The 15,235-nt window shown below is 63.2% G+C and carries 23 protein-coding genes and 1 tRNA gene; 6 read left to right on the top strand and 18 right to left on the bottom strand.

The features are described from left to right. Position 1: 1 nt before the first annotated feature. The 6 genes from FOS14_RS09845 to FOS14_RS09825 all read right to left on the bottom strand — a co-directional run bounded on the left by FOS14_RS09845 (position 2) and on the right by FOS14_RS09825 (position 3,368). Complete coding sequence (locus FOS14_RS09845) at positions 2-724, bottom strand: YoaK family protein (protein ID WP_143770109.1); 723 nt, start codon at positions 722-724, stop codon at positions 2-4. Between the two features lie 55 nt (positions 725-779). Further along, a complete protein-coding gene (locus FOS14_RS25180; protein WP_255450200.1) occupies positions 780-911 on the bottom strand; it encodes a hypothetical protein in 132 nt (43 codons plus the stop codon). Next, positions 908-1,204 carry a hypothetical protein gene (locus FOS14_RS09840; RefSeq protein WP_143770108.1) on the bottom strand — a complete coding sequence of 99 codons (297 nt, stop codon included), beginning with the start codon at positions 1,202-1,204 and terminating at the stop codon, positions 908-910. The genes FOS14_RS25180 and FOS14_RS09840 overlap by 4 nt, the downstream gene beginning before the upstream one ends. A 109-nt stretch (positions 1,205-1,313) precedes the next feature. Beyond that, complete coding sequence (locus tag FOS14_RS09835; RefSeq protein ID WP_143770107.1) at positions 1,314-2,087, bottom strand: VIT family protein; 774 nt, start codon at positions 2,085-2,087, stop codon at positions 1,314-1,316. 88 nt (positions 2,088-2,175) lie between these two features. Continuing rightward, the gene (locus tag FOS14_RS09830) at positions 2,176-2,499 is read right to left on the bottom strand and encodes a YciI family protein (RefSeq protein ID WP_143770106.1); all 324 of its coding nucleotides are present in this window, start codon (positions 2,497-2,499) and stop codon (positions 2,176-2,178) included. A 98-nt stretch (positions 2,500-2,597) separates the two neighbouring features. Then, positions 2,598-3,368 (bottom strand): hypothetical protein, encoded by a 771-nt coding sequence (locus FOS14_RS09825; protein WP_143770105.1) that lies wholly within the window; start codon positions 3,366-3,368, stop codon positions 2,598-2,600. A gap of 235 nt (positions 3,369-3,603) precedes the next feature. Here FOS14_RS09825 and FOS14_RS09820 point away from each other — a divergent pair, with 235 nt between their 5' ends. Both FOS14_RS09820 and FOS14_RS09815 read left to right on the top strand, forming a co-directional pair. Next, positions 3,604-4,314, top strand: coding sequence for a hypothetical protein (locus FOS14_RS09820; RefSeq protein ID WP_143770104.1), 711 nt, complete (start codon positions 3,604-3,606; stop codon positions 4,312-4,314). Positions 4,315-4,558: 244 nt separating this feature from the next. Continuing rightward, positions 4,559-4,882 carry a DUF732 domain-containing protein gene (locus FOS14_RS09815; protein ID WP_143770103.1) on the top strand — a complete coding sequence of 108 codons (324 nt, stop codon included), beginning with the start codon at positions 4,559-4,561 and terminating at the stop codon, positions 4,880-4,882. Positions 4,883-4,893: 11 nt separating this feature from the next. Here FOS14_RS09815 and FOS14_RS09810 read toward each other — a convergent pair whose 3' ends face one another. Continuing rightward, entirely contained in the window at positions 4,894-5,280 is a 387-nt protein-coding gene (locus FOS14_RS09810) for an STAS domain-containing protein (RefSeq protein WP_185981703.1), read from the bottom strand. Positions 5,281-5,429: 149 nt separating this feature from the next. Here FOS14_RS09810 and FOS14_RS09805 point away from each other — a divergent pair, with 149 nt between their 5' ends. Further along, positions 5,430-5,867, top strand: coding sequence for a hypothetical protein (locus tag FOS14_RS09805; protein WP_143770101.1), 438 nt, complete (start codon positions 5,430-5,432; stop codon positions 5,865-5,867). 39 nt (positions 5,868-5,906) lie between these two features. On the opposite strand, the gene FOS14_RS09800 is transcribed toward FOS14_RS09805, so the two are convergent. Continuing rightward, positions 5,907-5,983 (bottom strand) — tRNA-Ile (locus tag FOS14_RS09800). Positions 5,984-6,106: 123 nt separating this feature from the next. On the opposite strand from FOS14_RS09800, the gene FOS14_RS09795 reads away from it, so the two are divergent. Then, positions 6,107-6,541: a nitroreductase family deazaflavin-dependent oxidoreductase gene (locus tag FOS14_RS09795; RefSeq protein ID WP_143770100.1), complete on the top strand. Its 435-nt coding sequence runs from the start codon at positions 6,107-6,109 to the stop codon at positions 6,539-6,541. 67 nt (positions 6,542-6,608) lie between these two features. On the opposite strand, the gene FOS14_RS09790 is transcribed toward FOS14_RS09795, so the two are convergent. The 3 genes from FOS14_RS09790 to FOS14_RS09780 form a co-directional block, all read right to left on the bottom strand. Then, positions 6,609-7,529, bottom strand: coding sequence for a PRC and DUF2382 domain-containing protein (locus FOS14_RS09790; RefSeq protein ID WP_143770099.1), 921 nt, complete (start codon positions 7,527-7,529; stop codon positions 6,609-6,611). Positions 7,530-7,611: 82 nt separating this feature from the next. Then, on the bottom strand, positions 7,612-7,773 hold the full coding sequence (locus FOS14_RS09785; RefSeq protein WP_143770098.1) for an antitoxin: 162 nt from the start codon (positions 7,771-7,773) through the stop codon (positions 7,612-7,614). A gap of 165 nt (positions 7,774-7,938) precedes the next feature. Beyond that, positions 7,939-8,142 carry a hypothetical protein gene (locus tag FOS14_RS09780; RefSeq protein ID WP_143770097.1) on the bottom strand — a complete coding sequence of 68 codons (204 nt, stop codon included), beginning with the start codon at positions 8,140-8,142 and terminating at the stop codon, positions 7,939-7,941. 87 nt (positions 8,143-8,229) lie between these two features. On the opposite strand from FOS14_RS09780, the gene FOS14_RS09775 reads away from it, so the two are divergent. Beyond that, positions 8,230-8,478: a hypothetical protein gene (locus FOS14_RS09775; RefSeq protein WP_143770096.1), complete on the top strand. Its 249-nt coding sequence runs from the start codon at positions 8,230-8,232 to the stop codon at positions 8,476-8,478. A gap of 11 nt (positions 8,479-8,489) precedes the next feature. Here the strand turns inward: FOS14_RS09775 and FOS14_RS09770 are convergent, their stop codons facing one another. Both FOS14_RS09770 and FOS14_RS09765 read right to left on the bottom strand, forming a co-directional pair. Next, complete coding sequence (locus FOS14_RS09770; RefSeq protein WP_255450199.1) at positions 8,490-9,668, bottom strand: hypothetical protein; 1,179 nt, start codon at positions 9,666-9,668, stop codon at positions 8,490-8,492. An 11-nt stretch (positions 9,669-9,679) separates the two neighbouring features. Next, positions 9,680-10,606, bottom strand: a complete 927-nt coding sequence (locus FOS14_RS09765) for a metal-dependent hydrolase (RefSeq protein ID WP_143770095.1) — start codon at positions 10,604-10,606, stop codon at positions 9,680-9,682. Between the two features lie 121 nt (positions 10,607-10,727). Between FOS14_RS09765 and FOS14_RS09760 the strand changes: the two genes are divergently transcribed. After that, positions 10,728-11,324 carry a TetR/AcrR family transcriptional regulator gene (locus tag FOS14_RS09760; RefSeq protein WP_143770094.1) on the top strand — a complete coding sequence of 199 codons (597 nt, stop codon included), beginning with the start codon at positions 10,728-10,730 and terminating at the stop codon, positions 11,322-11,324. A gap of 5 nt (positions 11,325-11,329) precedes the next feature. Here FOS14_RS09760 and FOS14_RS09755 read toward each other — a convergent pair whose 3' ends face one another. From FOS14_RS09755 to FOS14_RS09735, 5 genes are read right to left on the bottom strand one after another with little or no spacing between them, the layout of a single operon-like run. Then, positions 11,330-11,770 (bottom strand): nitroreductase family deazaflavin-dependent oxidoreductase, encoded by a 441-nt coding sequence (locus FOS14_RS09755; RefSeq protein ID WP_143770093.1) that lies wholly within the window; start codon positions 11,768-11,770, stop codon positions 11,330-11,332. Positions 11,771-11,796: 26 nt separating this feature from the next. Further along, positions 11,797-12,336 carry a hypothetical protein gene (locus tag FOS14_RS09750; RefSeq protein WP_143770092.1) on the bottom strand — a complete coding sequence of 180 codons (540 nt, stop codon included), beginning with the start codon at positions 12,334-12,336 and terminating at the stop codon, positions 11,797-11,799. Next, complete coding sequence (locus FOS14_RS09745; RefSeq protein ID WP_143770091.1) at positions 12,333-13,463, bottom strand: trans-acting enoyl reductase family protein; 1,131 nt, start codon at positions 13,461-13,463, stop codon at positions 12,333-12,335. The genes FOS14_RS09750 and FOS14_RS09745 overlap by 4 nt, the downstream gene beginning before the upstream one ends. After that, on the bottom strand, positions 13,463-14,302 hold the full coding sequence (locus FOS14_RS09740) for an SDR family NAD(P)-dependent oxidoreductase (RefSeq protein WP_143770090.1): 840 nt from the start codon (positions 14,300-14,302) through the stop codon (positions 13,463-13,465). The genes FOS14_RS09745 and FOS14_RS09740 overlap by 1 nt, the downstream gene beginning before the upstream one ends. Continuing rightward, complete coding sequence (locus tag FOS14_RS09735; protein WP_143770089.1) at positions 14,299-15,207, bottom strand: alpha/beta hydrolase; 909 nt, start codon at positions 15,205-15,207, stop codon at positions 14,299-14,301. Before FOS14_RS09735 ends, FOS14_RS09740 begins: the two co-directional genes overlap by 4 nt. Positions 15,208-15,235: the final 28 nt, after the last annotated feature.

Raw genomic sequence — 15,235 nt, 5'->3', positions numbered from 1 at the left:
TTCATTCGTCGACGGGTTGGGTCGCAGGTGTCGGTGGTCGTCTGTTCGCCGCCGCGACCCGGCGATGACGGTTGGCGGCGGCGAGGGCGATGCTCAACGCCGGGATGGTCGTCAGCACCGGAATTGCCGCCGGCGCCGCGCGCAAGAGCAGCCCGCTGGCGGTGGCACCGCAGATGGCGGCCGCGACGGCGGCGATGCCGGGGCGATCGAGACGGTGCCGGGAAACCGCCGACGCAACGATCGCGGTCAGCGTCCCGGTCAGATACGTCGTCGCGATCGTGACGCCCAGCCCGCGCATGGCCGCACTCTGCAACCCCATCGCGCAGGCAGCCAGCGCCAGTAGCACCAACTGCGCCGCGCCGGTCGGCGCCGCACCGGTGACCTCCCAGAGCACTGCGACAACGACCAGGAGTACCACTTCCAGCGCCAAGCTGATTGTCGTGCTCAATGGCCACCGGTTCATGTCGGCGTCGCGGGCCCCGGTCAACCGGGAACCCACCCCCGCACCGGTGATATAGCCGGCGAACCCGACGGCGGTATGGGCGATCAGCGTGGTGTCGGCATGCGCGAACCCCATCCCGGTCAGCACCAGGTTGCCGGTCATCACGCTGGCGAACACCCCGCCAAGCATCGTCAGGGTCACCAGGTCCAGGGCAGCCGTACCGAAGGTCAATACCGCTGCGACCAGGACCGGCCAGTGCCGCATCACTTGTTCGTCGCGCACAACCTGCAGACACTAACCGCACGACCAGTGCAGCCGTCAGATGCCTCCAACGACCTCAGCGTTCGTGTGTGGCCCCGCGCAGGACTGTGATTGCGTAGCTACTGAGCGACAGCGTCACACCGAACACGACCAGCGCCAGCGGCACATGGACGATGATCAGCTCATCGTGTCCGTAGTCGGTGATCAAATGGCCGACTCCGGTCTGCGCCAATGCGAGCACGAACAAATCGCCGCTGCCGCAACCATTTTCGGATGTGAACGCCGCAGCGTGACGGCACCGACCACCGCGGTCACCAACGCCGCAATCCACGCAACGTCGGCAACGATTCCGTGCACGGTGATCCACGATTCGCGACCATCCTGGCTGACAAATCCGCCCGCGATCACCGCCTGCGCGAACACGGTCGCCGTTGTCAACACAGACAATCCAGCAAACAACACCGGCTGCCAGGCCGCTGAACCGGCGGGCTGATCGTGCACGACCATCACCTCGTCCCTGCGCTGGATTCGACGGGCGAAACTAGAGCCTACGACCGACATCCCGGTCAACAGCCCCGATTCCTCCCAACTGGTTTCGCGCAGACCGCTCTCAGGTGAGCGTGTGGCCGACGAGCGCGCCGATCCCGTAGGTGACCGCCATGGCGAGCAGCCCGCCACCGATGTTGCGCAGCACTGGACGCAACGCCGGTGCGTCACTCAGGCGGGCACTTACCGAGCCCGTCAGGACAAGTGCCGCCACGACAACACCGACGATGATCCCCACGCGTGCAGTCGCGGGCGTCAGCACCGCGGCCAGTAACGGAAACACCGCCCCAACACCGAACGCGAGGAAGCTCGCCGCGGCCGCCTGCCACGGATTGGTCAGTTCGCTGGGATCGATGCCCAGTTCCACTTCGGCGTGTGCGGCCAACGCATCACGTGCGGTCAGCGTCTGAGCGACCTCCCGGGCCAACGGTTCGGGCAGGCCTTTCGCTCGATACAGTCCGGTCAGCTCGTCGAGTTCGGCCTGTGGATCGTCGGCCAGTTCGCGACGCTCCTGAGCCAGCAGCGCTCGCTGCGCGTCGCGTTGACTCGACACCGAAACGTACTCGCCGGACGCCATCGACATTGCGCCAGCGAATAATCCGGCCACACCTGCGGTCAGGATCGTTCCTACCGAAGCGGTGGCACCGGCCACGCCCATCACAATGCTTGCCGTTGAAACGATTCCGTCGTTCGCACCGAGAACGCCGGCTCGTAGCCAGTTGAGCCGGCCGGCGGTCAGTTCCTCGTGAGACGGCGGCTCACCGACATGGGCAAGCGCATCGAGTCCTTCGGCCGACGCGGCGGGTTCCGACGAAGGCACGGCGAAGTCGTTGTACATCCTTCTACGGAAGCAGAGAATTTCGCGTCGTTCCAGGATGGACAGGCTGTCCTTTCTTGGAACGAAACCAACCCTGCGGCGGACATTCTCACAGGAACGGCCGTACTTCGATCTTCCGGTTGCAGGCCTTCGACGCCTCGGTGGCAAGGCCAAGGGCTGCATCGCGATCGGGTGCCTCGATGATCCAGAAGCCGGCCATGTACTCCTTGGACTCTACGAACGGGCCGTCGGTGAAAAGTGCCTCGTCGCCCCGGTTGTCGATGACAGTGGCCGGCGCCGGGGAACCCAGACCACCAGCGAACACCCACTGGCCGTTCGTCTGAAGCTTGGCGTTGAACTCATCGATCGCCGCGTCCTCAGCCGCAGTCTCCGGTCCGGTGCCGTCATCGATAACGGAAATCAGGTACTGCATGACAGTCCTCCTTTGCCGGGCCGCCGTATGCGGCCACTCACCTCTTCTACGAACCGCACGCGCCCGATGCGACACATCCGACCGGAATTTTTCGGCGATCAGCTGGGATTGTTCGCCCCTGGCGGGGAGATCGTCGACGGTGCGCCGCCGACGACGTTGTCCCAGTGCTGTCTCACTGTCCCCCAGCGCTTGTCGAACTCGGCCGACCGGCTTCGCGCGCGAGCGAATTTCTTCGGCGAGTAGCGGCGCCGGGCCCATGGGGATGTCGGACGTGCGAGCCGAACAGCGGCCACCCAAGCAACCGGCGAGATGAACAGGCCGACCAACGCGGTCGGGTATTTGCCCTTGAGCGCAGTGATCATCACGAATACGAAGTGCACAACAAGCATGCAAATGACGCCTATTCGCGCCGCCGTCGTTGATCCGGACAGTCCCTTCACGTCAAGTGGAGAAACCCCCACCGCGGCGAGCCCCACGCAGGCGGCGGCGAGGGTAACCATGTTCACCGACAGCCTGCCCTCCTGTGACCAGTACACGTCCTGCAACCGGAAGATCATCGCGAATTCGTCGAGCACCAGCGACGCGCCGATTCCCACGATGACACCGGCCGCGTAGGTCCACCACGACAGCGGCGGCGACCCCACCGCCATGAACCCGCCGAAGATGAGCAGCAGAACTCCCGGTGTCGAGTGGTGCATGTGCACGCCACCGCTGCTGACGTTGTGGAACGGACCTTTTCCTGCGCGGATCATTCGCGTGATCGTGCGAGTGGCCGCGAAGGTCACGATGAACGCCACGAAGCTCAGCAGAAGCGGACCCTTGTGCCCGTCGACAACCTCGTCCTGCCACCAGATAGCGATCCATGACATGACAGGCGAGCCTAGGGGACGTCACTCATGATCAGGGCCCGTTCTGCGCCTGCCGTCGTACGTCGGAGGCGAGCCGACGGAATTGTCAAACGGCTCGCCAAGCGCTAGCCTTCAGCCGTTAATGAAAATGACATTCATTATCCAACGCTTTACCGGCAGCCGTCACCGCCGCTTGCCCGCCACCTGCGGAGCGCAACCACGCCGCATCCACCGTCATCCGAAAGGGACAGCACAGATGAACCACCTCACTCGCGCAATCACCGTCTCAGCGGCCGTCCTCACCGCCGCCGCTTCCGCAGGAGGCACCGCTGTTGCTGCGGAATCGGCGGCGGCGTCCCCATCGACCACCCTCAGCCTCGACCTCGCTCCGGGAGTTCACTACACCGCCGACAGCTCCGATGCTTCGGCGCTGCTGCAGACTGCGTTCGGCACTTTGACCACCCGCGGCGGTCAATTTCAGATCCTCGACAACACCTCGCGCCTCGTCGCCGGCACCGACCTGACCGTGAACACCGATCCGAAGTCCTGGCCAAAAGCAACGCACACTGAATCCTCCGCCGCGACAATGGCATCCGAGCCGCACCAGTCGATTACCCCAGCGAGCGCGGCAGGGTTGCCCCTTCATGCCGCCGATGCCACCGACGATTTCAACGACGCACTGTCGGTCGCCTCCACCCAGTTCGGGCTCGCGACCGGCGTCGGCACTCTCGCCGGCGGAGCGATCGGCCTGGTGGCAGGTTGTCCGATCGGCGCGGTCACGCTGGGGCTGACAGCCATCCCGACCGGGCCCGTCGCCCCGCTCATCGCCGGACTCGGCTGCGTCGTCGGCGCCGGGACGGGAGCCGGCATCGGTAGCCTTGTCGGCGCCATAGCGCTTGGTGTTCCCGTCGGTATCGCCAGCGGCGTGCAGATGTACAACACGCTGCACGCTCAAGGCAATATCTGAGGGTCAAGCAAGTGCTCTTTTTCGGTCCTTGAATCGACATAATTCACCCGAACCGGTAAGAGCCGCAGGCGTTACGATTGACCGTGCGCGCACAGGCTTTGAGGACGCTCTCGAAGCTAGACGTCGTTTTACACACGCCGATAGTTGCCCATTCCCCAGCCTTGAATCCGCCACTATCGCCCAGGCAGGGCATGCGCCCACGCAACGGCCGTCCGATTCTTCTGCCCTATTTGAGGGGTACACAATGTTTTTCCGCCTACTCTTGGCCACCGGCGCGGCGCTCGCGGCTGCTGTTGTCGCGACGCCGCTCGCGTCGGCAGACTCCGCGCAAGACCAACAGTTCATCGACACGCTGTCCAACCAGGGAATCACCTTTCCCTCATCCGACAGTGCAATTTCGGATGCGCACGCTGTCTGCAGCATGTTCTCCGACGGACAGAGTTTCGATCAGGTCGCCCAAAAGGTTGTCGACGCCAACCCGGGCCTGTCCGAATACAACGACGGGTTCTTCATCGGCGCATCCGTGAAGGTCTATTGCCCGCAATACAGCGACGAACTGCCGCAATAGGACCCGCCCAATCAGCCGTTGTCGCGCTCGGCCTTCAGCGCCGCGGCAAGGGTCGGATAGATCGGTAGGACGTCGGCGAGCCCCACCAGCGTCAGCGGCCGCGCGGTAATCGGTCGCGCGACGATTCCCAATTGCTGCGAACGTTGCAGTCGTTTCTGCGCGCCCACGAGGATGGTCATTCCCGCCGACGCGAAGAAATCGACGTCACTGAGGTCGATGACGACAGCGTCCGGTGCGGCGTCGAGGACGTTGTTGATTGCTTGTTCCATCGTGGTCGCCGTGGCGAGATCGATGGTGCCGCACACGGAGATCACCGCACTTCGATTCCGCCAGGCCACCTCGACGCGAATCTGGTCTTGCAGGCCGACGCCGTCAAAGAACTCGTTCGACCGTTCCATTCCTGTCATATCCCTCGCGTCGTCGGGTGTTCGACAAGCTTGGATACCCGCGGCCGCACCAGATACGCGCTGACACGAGCGCGAAGTCGGGTTTGGCCGCGGGCCGTGGAGGCACTCAACACTGCACCGAGAGTTGAGAAGTGAGGAAGATGCCGCAGGATCCCTCTAGTGCCGGGCCGCCACGGCATCCGGGCGCGACACTCGCGTTACGGTCGATTCCGGTCTCTGCCGTGGGTGCCGCACAGGTGCGCGAACAACTGCGCGCGTGGCTGTGGCGGTGCGGCATCAGTGCCGTGCAAATCAACGATGTCGTCGCGGCCGGCTACGAGGCAGTTGTGAGTTTTTTGGATCCGACCTGCGGCAGCGGAAGGATCGACCTGCAGGTCAGAGTCGACGGTGGCGGCGTCTGGCTATCGGCGTCCGGGCCCGCCCGCGAACCGGGGGTGAATGCGTCCGACGACGCTCGCTGGGATCTGCGGCTTATGTGTTGCTTGGCGCCGAAGTCGTGGACCGCGCACCTCTCGACCGGCGTCGTGATCACGTTGCACTGGCCTGAACCCGACTTCATCGCCGCGGCCACTGGTTAGCCAGCGGCGGCCGAACGGTCTTCGACCGACGGGTTCTGATGGTGGGGCGGGCGGGGCTCGAACCCGCGACCAATGGATTATGAGTCCACGGCTCTAACCGACTGAGCTACCGCCCCCAGCCATTCCGGCGTGCCGATGTTACCCAGCAGGAGCGGGCCGGCGCGATCCAGGTCGGTAGCGCCAGGTGCGACCGTAGGCTGAACCCGGCCTATCAGCTCAGGTGAAGGGATGTCTGGCGCATGCGCACGTTGTTCATCCAACTGCTGCGGCTCCACCAAGCGCTCTACGTGCGTACCGACGGCCGCATCGGCCATCGGTTGCTGTTCGGGACGCCCACGCTGTTGTTGTACAGCACCGGGCGCAAGAGCGGCCAGATCCGCACGTCGGCGCTGACGTACGGACGCGACGGTGATGACTACTTGATTACCGCGTCCAACGGGGGCGCGGCGAAACCGCCCGCATGGTTGTACAACCTGGAAGCCAAGCCCGAGTGCGAAATTCAAGTCGGCCGACAACGGCATCGCGTTGTCGCACGCTCGGTGTATCCGAAGGACAAGGCGGAATACCCGCGGCTGTGGGACATCGTCAACCGGGTCAATCACGACCAGTATCGCGAGTACCAGACCAAGACGGCGCGGCCCATCCCCGTTGTCGTGCTTACCCCCGTGCGCTGATCGGCTTGGTTCGGACAGACCGATTCCCCGGCTGTTAGGGACCAGCCGGGGAATCCGAGGCGACCCGCTACCTGGTGCTCTCGCCTGTGTTGCCGCGCTGATCGGCGCGCTCATCACGCGTGTCGCGGTGGTGGATACCCTCGGTGTCGATCTTCTCCTTGCGAACCGTGTCGGTGACGGTCTGCTTGTCCTCCACTTCGTCAACGGCGAGTCGCACCCTTTCGACGGGCACCGATTCCTTGGTCACATTGACTCGGTCCTCGTGCAGGGTCACCTCGTGGGTGTCTTCACCGATCTTTGTGGTGCCGGTCGCGGAGCCTTCCCTGATCGGCTCGCGCTCGACGCGCACCTCTTCGCGGGTCACTGGAACGGTGACCGATTGCTTTTCTGTGACGACGTATTTGCGCAAGCGTGCGGTTCCCGCGGCCTGACGTTCGGTCTCGACGTTGAGTCGTTCTTCGGACCGGGTCAACCCGTCGTTGGCGTGGCGGTCCGCGGTTGCGCGTTCACCCGTCGCGCGGTCACCAGACGCTGCACGATCACCCGTCGCACGATCACCCGTCGCACGATCACCCGCCGTCGCCCGCTCATCGGCCTGGCCGGTGCGGGCGTCGGCTGCGCGGTGGTCCTGCGGCTGCCCCTGACTGGCTGCGTGCCGACCATAGGTGTCCCAGTTGGACTTCTGCGGGTCGATCTTGTAGTGCGAGAACAACTGCCGCTCTTCCTCGGCACTGATCTCCCGGCCGTCGTCGAGATGTGGAGCATTCTTGACAGCGTCTTTGCTGACCGCGACGTTGAGCGCATCGCCCTCGTGCTGCGCGCCGGCCAACGGGACGAGCGAATCGGAACTGAACAGTCCGGTCGATACCGATACCCAGGTAGGCGAACCGGTCTCGTTATTCAAGTAGATCTCGTTGACCTTCCCGATCTTCTGACCCTGATGGTCATGAACGGTACTGCCGATGAGCGAGTCGAGTGTCTGCGACATATGGGTGATTCCTCCCGTTAAAAAGAATGAAAACTTCGGTATTTAAGAAATTGGCTACTTTTTAGCAACTTTCGGTAACGCGCTAGTCGCCAAGCGCATCCTTCGCCTTTTGAATTCCTTTATCGATTTGATCGTCATGACCGTCGAACTTCGACTTTGCCGCTTCACCAGCCTTATCGAGGCCCTGACCCACTTGGTCCTGGTGCTCGTTCAGGGTCTTTTTGACATCGTCAAATCCAGCCATGACAACCTCCTTGGTCGGGAAAAAGCAGAACATTCTCCTGCTTTTTTGAGTGGAGCTAGCAATCGGCTATTACCCCTGCGCGGCAAAAATCACACCTGCATCGGAAAAATTCGGCAAATTCCGACCGGACGTTGGTTATTGGAGCCGGGATGCGACCGAGGCCCACTACCGGATCAGCCCCGGGTAATCCGGGTGATCCCGCCACCTTCCGGCGATACGGCGCAACACCGTCATGTCATCGTCGTTCCACTCGGCGCGCGCCTTGATGTTCTTCGTGGTGCGCCAGAGCGCGTGATCCGCCACCTCGAGGTCGCCGCGACCGTCGTAGATTTCCCGCAGTCGGTCCAAGATGAATTCGGCGAACTCCACGCGCGTGAGCCTAGGCAACCGCCGCCGGGTTTTTGTCGGTCTCACCCGCCATACTGCGATCGAGACCGAACATCAGCAGGGGGAAGAATGTGGCAGATCATCGGCGTGCTCGTCGTCATCGCGATCGTCATCAAGCTGTGGCCGTTGTTTCTTGCGGTGGCGATGGGATGGCTGGCCTACAAACTCGCACCGCCTGTGTTGGCGTGGCATCGACGCCGTCGGGACACTCGCACAAAGGAACTCGACGCGATCCGCGCCCGCGCCGATCAGCAGCATCAGTGGTATCTCGTCGGTGACGCGCGCGGCATCTACGGCCGTTACCCGCCAGCGCGCTGAACCGAATCAAGCTATCTCACGTTCGCGGGTGAACTCGCAGCCCCGTCGGAGACTGCCGACGGATCGGTAGTGTCGTCGGAACTCTTGTCACGACGGCGCACATCGGCGGTGAAGGTCGCAATGACGCACAACACGGCGACGACGAAGCACGCCAGCGTGTACCAGGGGTTTCCGACGGGGTCACCATTGCGGGTGAGTCCGTTTGCGGCCTTGAGGAAGTCGGGCAGCGCGGTGATCCATAGCACGGCCATCACGCCGAGATACGCCACCGCGTAGTACCGGACGAAGTTGTTCGAGTAGTTGTCCGGCGGTCCTTCGCGCAGCCGCATCCACTGCCGAACCAGTACCACCACGGCGACAACCGCGACAACGGCGAGTTCCACCGCATACACGGCGCCTCGAACGGTCGAACTGTTCATGCCCAGCACCGTCGCCGGCAGCGGCAGGATGAATGTGCCGAGCGAAGCAAGCAGGCCTATGACGATTGTGCGCCAGACCAATTGGATGCCGGTGAATCGTCGGCCCCGATCGGCGTGGCGGCCCACGAAGTATTGGACGCACAAGGCCAGCGACATCGGCCACAGCGTGGCGAACACGACCACGCTGGGCAGTGGAACAGAGTCGAACATCGGCTGGTTCAGCGGGTTGGTCGTCGACCATTCCCACCACCGCAGTTGCGGGCCGATCTGGTCGAAGATCTCGTAGAACGCGTGGTGCACAAAGCCCACGCATGCCGCGCCGACAACAAGGCCGTATCTCCGGAAAACGCCGAGCATCCGGACGATTTCGAAAGCGACGGTGGCCATCAAGGGATAAATGGCGACTATGTAGAGCGGCAACCGTCCCCACAGGAAGTCGACCGTGAACACGTTGTGGGCGAACATCGTGTCCACATGGTCTTCGATGCCGAATGCCGCAGGAAAGTACAGCGGCGGTTCGATGACGAACAGATAAGCGGCGGCGCCGAACCACAGCACCACGTTCGTCGGGTCGCCGGTTCGGCGCAGCCGAACGATGGCGTACACCAGCGCCAGCACGGACCCGACAATGATGGTGAGCTCGAGAACCGGCAGCGTCCAGTTCTCCAGCGCGAACGGATTTCGCACTTCGACTAACCCACCGGCATTGCTGCAGGAAAAGCCGAGCTCGGTGGCCAACTGCGCGAACGTGGGCGAGCAGTGATCGGTCATTCGTCAGCTCCCTAGTTGGCTACGGCACCCGCGGTGTACCAGTGCGACACGTCGTAGCCGTCCTCGTAACGCCGGAACCAGACGTCGGCCAACGCGGGCAGCTTCTCGTGAGCCGGGTTGTGCCTGGGCAACTGGCTTCGCACGATTCCCGCCAGCGCGGTCAGCTGCTCGCCACGCGGCAGATGGTCGAAAGCGCGCGGCATCGGGCCGTAGTCCTGCGCCTGCAGCATCGGTAACAACCTGCGCAGCTTCTGATTTCGTCGGTATGAGGCAAACATCGACAGTGCGTCGATCTGGCGATCCTGCAGTGGCACATGCTTGTTGAAGCCTTCGCAGGCGATCCGGATGACGTTCAATACATGCCGAAAGATCGACGGTGCTACTCGCATGCGGTAGAGATCGCTGCCCACAACCGAATTGAAGATGATCAGCGCGGAGCTTCGATGCTCGACCTCTTCGACGAAGTGCCAGATGAACAACGATGCGACGCGATCGTCGCCGGGGCGAAACAGCGTGGATTCGTTGTCGAGCATCAGTTTGAAGACGGGAGTGAAGGTGGCCTCCAGATCTGCGGTGTAGGCCAACCGGTAGTGCAGCGAGGTTTCTCGGGTAAGCCGGTCGAAATCCGCGATGACCGCGTCCAGAGTCTCCTGCAGGCCCGGGTACCGCTTGATCAGCCCTTTGACGTGCTGGCGGTGCGCCGCCGAATGCTGGCCTTCCTGCCGCATGAACGCATCGGCTTCCTCGGCGACTTCGGGGTCGGTAATCAGCGGTTTTGTTTGCAGAATCATCTTCACGATCATCTTTTCGAATCCGATCGCGAGGAACGACACGGCGTTGGCCATGCTCGAAAATGCTGGATTCTCTTCGTTCCACAAGAAGGGGACGTCGTAGTCGGCGAAGGCGAAATTCATCTTTCGGACATGAAGGTCGGTCACTGGAACACCTCGTCATGAGCATGGGTTGCTGGCACTAATCATACAGATTAGCGATTCTCTGTATGATTACAAGAGGTGATAGCGTCAGGCCCTCGGTCGTGGTGACACCTAGGCAGGCACAGTGGCGAGAAGGCGCGGGTGGAACGGGAACCCACCGGAGACCGACGAGGAGGCGTCGCGCCGCATCGTCACTGCCGCTGTCGATCTGATCCGACAAACCGGTTCGGCAATCAGCATCGCCGACGTCGCCGAATCGCTGGGTGTCATTAGACAGACCGTTTACCGCTACTTCCCCACCGCCGACGCGCTGCTGCGGGCCGCAGCGATCGCGTCGGTCGACGGATTTCTGGACCGACTCGAAGACCATGTACACGGAATCAACGACCCCGCAGAAGCAATGACCGAGGGCGTGATCTTCACCCTGGCCGAGGTGCGCCGCATACCGCATCTCGGCATTCTTCTTACCGGCGCGTATCCGAACGTCCACCCGGATGGGCTGTTGTCACCGGAGGCCCAAGCCTTCGGCATGACGATGATCAGACGCTTCGATGTCGATTGGGCGCGATACGGCTACGACGACGTCGGGCTGCAGGAACTTGTCGAATACGTGCTGCGCACCATGCAGTCGTTCTTCATCTCGCCGGGCGACCGCAGCGACGACGAACTCCGCAGCTACCTGCATCGGTGGATGGGAGCGTCGATCCTCGCCCAGCGCTAACGCCCTCAGTCGCGGAATTCGCAGATCACCACTGGGATTTCGCGTGCTGTCCGCTGTTGATAATCTCCGTAGCCCGCGTAGGCGGAGACGATCTTCGGCCACAGATCGGCTCTCTCGTCCACATTTGCCGTTCGGGCGTGCACCTTTCGGCGCTGGCCATAGATCACAAGCTCGGCGTCGGGATTCGCTTGCAGGTTGCGGTACCAATCCGGGTTGCGATCATCACCGCCCTTCGATGCCACGAGCACCACCCGTCTGGAGTCGTGCACCGGCGAGGTGAGATAGCAGGACCGCGGTTGTCCCGATTTGCGTCCAACCGTGTGCAGTTCGACCACCGGCATCCCAAAGGGATTGGCGAGCAACCGGTTACCACTGACCTTGAGCACCACCCGGTGCGCGAAGTTCATCAGCTTCGCACCGCTGTCCTTCAACGTGTTGCTATGCATTGTTGGCTCCATTCGCGAAAGTGCTTTCAGTACTTCGGGGTTCCGATGTCGCCCGCGTAAGGTCTCGACGGGCCGCTGAGCAGGAAGGGCAGCGGGACGCGACGCTGTTTATCGGTGAATCCCCACGTCCCGATCCCGAGGTACTCCCCCGGCCGAACGCGTCGAATCTCGTCGATCATGTTGACGCGTCCGTTGAGCGTGTCGAACGGACGATAGTCGAGTTGATAGACGGGGCGCCCATCAAGGTAGGACGACGCGATTTTCGTCAGCATCGGCTGCCCTTGAACGCTGCGCCGGCCCAGAACCGCCCGGAACGCGTTGTAGCCGCGGCCAGCAGTCTCATCGACCGGGCGGAAGGCCTTGGCGCGCCAGCCGAAGATCGGGTTGTGCACCGTCACGAGACCGGCGATAGCGTTGAGGACGTCCGGCTGGCGCAGCAGTCGGGCATCGAATTCCCCGTCCATTTCCGAGATTGTGGGCGCCTCGAGGGTCTTGAATACTTCGATCAGATCTGGGACGGATAGCGTCGTCAAGTCTGCAGTGTGCTCATCGCGTGCGCTCGTCATCGCCGGGTCTCCTGTCGGTTGGTGTCGATTTCGGTAAGTCCGATCTTTGCTGCGCCCTGCACCAGTCCATCCAATCCGAACGCCTGCACCGGACCCACGACGCCGGGTGTGCGGGCAGCACCTGCGGCCAACTCGCCAGCGGCCCAGGCCATCAGCTCACCGGTCAGGGTGTAGACGTTCGGTCCGTCGACGTGCACCTCGCTGAGGACCTTGCCCGCACCGTCGCGAGTGACCGCGACGGCACAGGATCGGGTCTTCGACCGTTCGGTCAGGTCGGGTCCGCCGGGTGCACCAGCGAAGCGATTGCCAAACGAGTCGACGATCTTCTTGCCGGCGTCGACCTTGACCGCCACATTGGCCGCCGCGGAAAACATTTGGATGCCGAGCGACATCTCTGGGAACCAGCCGTTGTACACCTCGACCGACTCCAGTGACGGGAATTCCTCGGGTAGGAAGAACACTTCCGTGCCAGAAGCGAGGAAGGCACGCTTGGACTTCCCGCCGACGGTGAACTTCCGTGTCCACGACGCGGCGCGTACGTCCTCGAGCTTGGAGTTCCGCCACAACGTGACCGGACGCGTCATCTCGTTGGCGATGGTTTTGCGGGTGCCTTGGCTGAGACCCGTTTCCGGCCGGAATTTCGGGGTGACGAAGTACCCGACCTGCACCGATCGAGCCGCGGCACCGGCCTTCGTCAGCGCCAGGCTGGCCGCGAGAACGCCTGGTACATAGTCATTTCCGAAAGCCGGAAGCATCGTGGCACCAGTCTCGCGCGCCTGCGCGTCGTAACGTTCCCGGAGATCCCGGACGAAGCCGGTTTCCCCGGTGGAGTCGATGTAGTGGGCTCCGACGTCGGCGGCAGCCTGGGCCGCGGTGCGCCCGAATCGCTCGAACGGTCCGACCGTTGTGATCAAGACATCGCCGGGGCTGACCAGAGCGCGAACACTCCCGGGGTCGTTGACATCGGCGAACTGGTAGTCAAGTCCGCCGAGGCGCGTGGCCATCGCGGGAAGCAGGTCCCGCTCGTACGCCGCGAGAACCGGACGTGCGCCCTGGCGCAGGAGTGCATCGACGACGAGTCCGCCGGCATAGCCGGTCGCGCCGAAGACGACGATCTTGTTGTTCATCAGTTCTTCCTTGTGGCTAGGGCCATGGCATCGCGAATGGTGGAACCGGGGAAGCCGAAACGCTCGACGAACGGCCGGACCACGCCTGGCATGCGCGCGACCATGGCCAGATTCTTGGGTGCCACGATGAGGTCGGCGCGATTCTCGATGCCGTCGACGATGGCATCGACGACTTCTTCGATCGGGATCATCTTCCACATCCCGCCCGTGTTGCCGCCCCAGACCGCGGTGCCGGCCGGGTCCGCGTGGACTTCGTCCATCATCGGGGTGCGGAAGAACGTGGGATGAGCGCTGCCGACACCGACTCCGGCATCGCGCAATTCCAGCCGGGTGGCATCGGCCAGGGCCCACACTCCGGCCTTGCTGGCCACGTACGGGCCGTTCAGCGGTGAATGGATGAATGCAGCCATCGATGAAATGGCCAACAGGTACCCCTTGCGCTTCTCGACATGCGGTAAACCAGCACGGAACGTGCGCCACACTCCGCTGAGATTCACGTCGATCGCGCGCTCGAAATCATTGGGGTCGAGAACCGACAGTGGTGCCGAGGCGGCCGCCACACCAGCGTTAGCTATGACGACATCGATGCGGCCGAAATGCTCTGCGGCAGCATCCATTACGCTCTCGAGACCGGCGAGATCCCGCACGTCGGCTGACCAGCCGCGAGCTACGGTTGCGGGCCCGAGCTCGGCGGCCTGCTTATCGACCGCCTCCTGGCTGAGGTCGAACAGGGCCAGGTTGGCGCCGCGGGCGCGCAGGGTTACAGCAAGCGCGGCGCCGAGGCCGCCGGTGGAGCCGGTAATCGCGACGGTGCGTCCGGCGAGGTTGTACTTGGTCATCGGGGTGTCCTAGGGGTGGCGGGAACGTGGGCATTCAGGAAGGCGAGCTGGTCGGCGATGTTGATCTCGAACGCTTCACCGACATAGATGTCGAAGTGACCGGCGTCGTAGAGCTTGATCTCGCCCTTCGGCGCTTGCGCGGCGTATTTCTGGGTCGGGCCGGACGGAGCGACCGTGTCCGGTTCGCAGATCGCAAACAGGACGGGGCATTCGATGTCACGGGCGTAGCGGCCAGGGAAGTGCTTGATGAGCTGCAGCGCGAATCGGGCCGCCACCTCCGTGGGTGCGTCCGGGTTGTCACCGATAATGGCCTCGACCCCCGCGACGCAATCAGGCGCCGACATGAGGCTGGTCGATCCGGGCGGTCCGTACGTCGGAACCATCATGGGCGCGCGACCGAGACGAGCACCGACAGCGTCGGCAGCTGCGAGAGCGGTGACTTTCGCCGAGGTCGCCGGCGGGATCGCAAACGATGAGGCAAGACCATCGGTAAACGGGCACTGCGCGATTGCGGCCGCGATCCGCTTGTCGTGCGCGGCCGTGATGATCACGTGCCCGCCACCGAACGAAGTGCCCCACACGATGACCCGATCCGGGTCGATGCCGTCGAGGGTGCGGGCGTAGGCGACCGCGCTTTTCCAGTCCTGCAGCTGACTATTCACGTCGAGGAGATTGCGAGGCTCGCCGCTGCTCGCGCCGAAGTGACGGTAGTCGAAGACCAGGCACGCGTAGCCGGCTGCAGTGAAGCGCTCGGCGAAGGCGTCCAGCCGCATCTCCTTCACACCGGCGAGGCCATGGGCCATAACGATGATCGGTCGTGTGCTGCCGGTTGAGTCAGCGGGGCGGTACAGCCAAGCGCCGCATGTGCCGTCGTCGGAGGGGAAGGTTGCATCGGTTCTTGTCATGGCATCCAAGTTACCTAATTCGTTCTAG

The sequence above is a fragment of the Skermania sp. ID1734 genome (genome assembly GCF_007489285.1).
Classification (GTDB): Bacteria; Actinomycetota; Actinomycetes; order Mycobacteriales; family Mycobacteriaceae; genus ID1734.
The sequence above is the reverse complement of the archived record's forward strand: the minus strand, read 5'-3'. Positions and strand labels throughout refer to the sequence as shown.

Bases quoted from the DNA above. Each gene is read 5' to 3' on its own strand.
- FOS14_RS09825 (WP_143770105.1), bottom strand. From the start codon at position 3,368: ATGTCATGGATCGCTATCTGGTGGCAGGACGAGGTTGTCGACGGGCAC.
- FOS14_RS09750 (WP_143770092.1), bottom strand. From the start codon at position 12,336: ATGACGAGCGCACGCGATGAGCACACTGCAGACTTGACGACGCTATCC.
- FOS14_RS09805 (WP_143770101.1), top strand. From the start codon at position 5,430: ATGCCGCAGGATCCCTCTAGTGCCGGGCCGCCACGGCATCCGGGCGCG.
- FOS14_RS09785 (WP_143770098.1), bottom strand. From the start codon at position 7,773: ATGGCTGGATTTGACGATGTCAAAAAGACCCTGAACGAGCACCAGGAC.
- FOS14_RS09815 (WP_143770103.1), top strand. From the start codon at position 4,559: ATGTTTTTCCGCCTACTCTTGGCCACCGGCGCGGCGCTCGCGGCTGCT.
- FOS14_RS09820 (WP_143770104.1), top strand. From the start codon at position 3,604: ATGAACCACCTCACTCGCGCAATCACCGTCTCAGCGGCCGTCCTCACC.
- FOS14_RS09735 (WP_143770089.1), bottom strand. From the start codon at position 15,207: ATGACAAGAACCGATGCAACCTTCCCCTCCGACGACGGCACATGCGGC.
- FOS14_RS09740 (WP_143770090.1), bottom strand. From the start codon at position 14,302: ATGACCAAGTACAACCTCGCCGGACGCACCGTCGCGATTACCGGCTCC.
- FOS14_RS09835 (WP_143770107.1), bottom strand. From the start codon at position 2,087: ATGTACAACGACTTCGCCGTGCCTTCGTCGGAACCCGCCGCGTCGGCC.
- FOS14_RS09775 (WP_143770096.1), top strand. From the start codon at position 8,230: ATGTGGCAGATCATCGGCGTGCTCGTCGTCATCGCGATCGTCATCAAG.
- FOS14_RS09745 (WP_143770091.1), bottom strand. From the start codon at position 13,463: ATGAACAACAAGATCGTCGTCTTCGGCGCGACCGGCTATGCCGGCGGA.
- FOS14_RS09795 (WP_143770100.1), top strand. From the start codon at position 6,107: ATGCGCACGTTGTTCATCCAACTGCTGCGGCTCCACCAAGCGCTCTAC.
- FOS14_RS09770 (WP_255450199.1), bottom strand. From the start codon at position 9,668: ATGACCGATCACTGCTCGCCCACGTTCGCGCAGTTGGCCACCGAGCTC.
- FOS14_RS09755 (WP_143770093.1), bottom strand. From the start codon at position 11,770: ATGCATAGCAACACGTTGAAGGACAGCGGTGCGAAGCTGATGAACTTC.
- FOS14_RS09830 (WP_143770106.1), bottom strand. From the start codon at position 2,499: ATGCAGTACCTGATTTCCGTTATCGATGACGGCACCGGACCGGAGACT.
- FOS14_RS09810 (WP_185981703.1), bottom strand. From the start codon at position 5,280: ATGGAACGGTCGAACGAGTTCTTTGACGGCGTCGGCCTGCAAGACCAG.
- FOS14_RS09790 (WP_143770099.1), bottom strand. From the start codon at position 7,529: ATGTCGCAGACACTCGACTCGCTCATCGGCAGTACCGTTCATGACCAT.